Below are 771 nucleotides of genomic sequence, written 5' to 3'. Positions count from 1 at the left end.
ACTGCACAGGTGGAAGTAATCCCTGTTTCTCATGCTTCAACAATCATCAAATGGAACAATACCACAATTTATGTTGACCCTGTAGGAGGTGCAGATACTTATGCTGAACAAGATAGTGCAGATGTGGTTTTACTCACAGATATTCATGGCGACCACATGGATTCCAAAACTCTTCAGGGGTTGGAATTAGGAGATATTACCATTATTGCGCCCCAGGCGGTGAAGGATGAATTGCCTGACTCTTTGGCGACAAAGGTGACGGTGATGAACAATGGTGAAAAAAGGAGCCTTCAGAATTTTTCCATTGAGGCAATTCCAATGTATAACTTAAGAGAAGAAGCCAAACAATATCATCCCAAAGGTCGCGGCAATGGTTATGTAATTGAAAGTGAAGGCAAACGACTTTACATAGCAGGAGACACCGAAGACATTCCCGAAATGCGACAGCTTAAGGATATTGATATAGCATTGATCCCAATGAACCTGCCTTATACTATGACCGTGGAAAAAGCGGCTGAAGCTGTATTGGAATTCGCTCCGGATAAAGTTTACCCGTACCATTTTAGAGGTACAGATGGTAAAGCCGACGTAGAAAAATTCAAGCAGCTGGTGAATGAAGGCAATGACGATATTGAAGTGATCATTGCCAATTGGTATCCCGAAGACGCGACTGAATAGTTAGATTCAATTTCATATAAAACCCCGCAGCCTGCGGGGTTTTATATATTCATAGGGCATGAAAAATTTTATATCCAGTCTCTCTTCTACCTA

Annotated in this window: 1 protein-coding gene; it reads left to right on the top strand. The window is 41.8% G+C overall.

What is annotated here, in order from left to right:
* Nucleotides 1-678, top strand: a 678-nt coding sequence (locus tag HC175_RS15670) for an MBL fold metallo-hydrolase (RefSeq protein WP_168139377.1), incomplete at its 5' end; no start/stop codon positions are given.
* Between the last annotated feature and the right edge of the window lie 93 nt (nt 679-771).

Source organism: Salinimicrobium oceani, from assembly GCF_012037645.1.
This window is presented reverse-complemented; position numbering and strand designations above follow the sequence as displayed.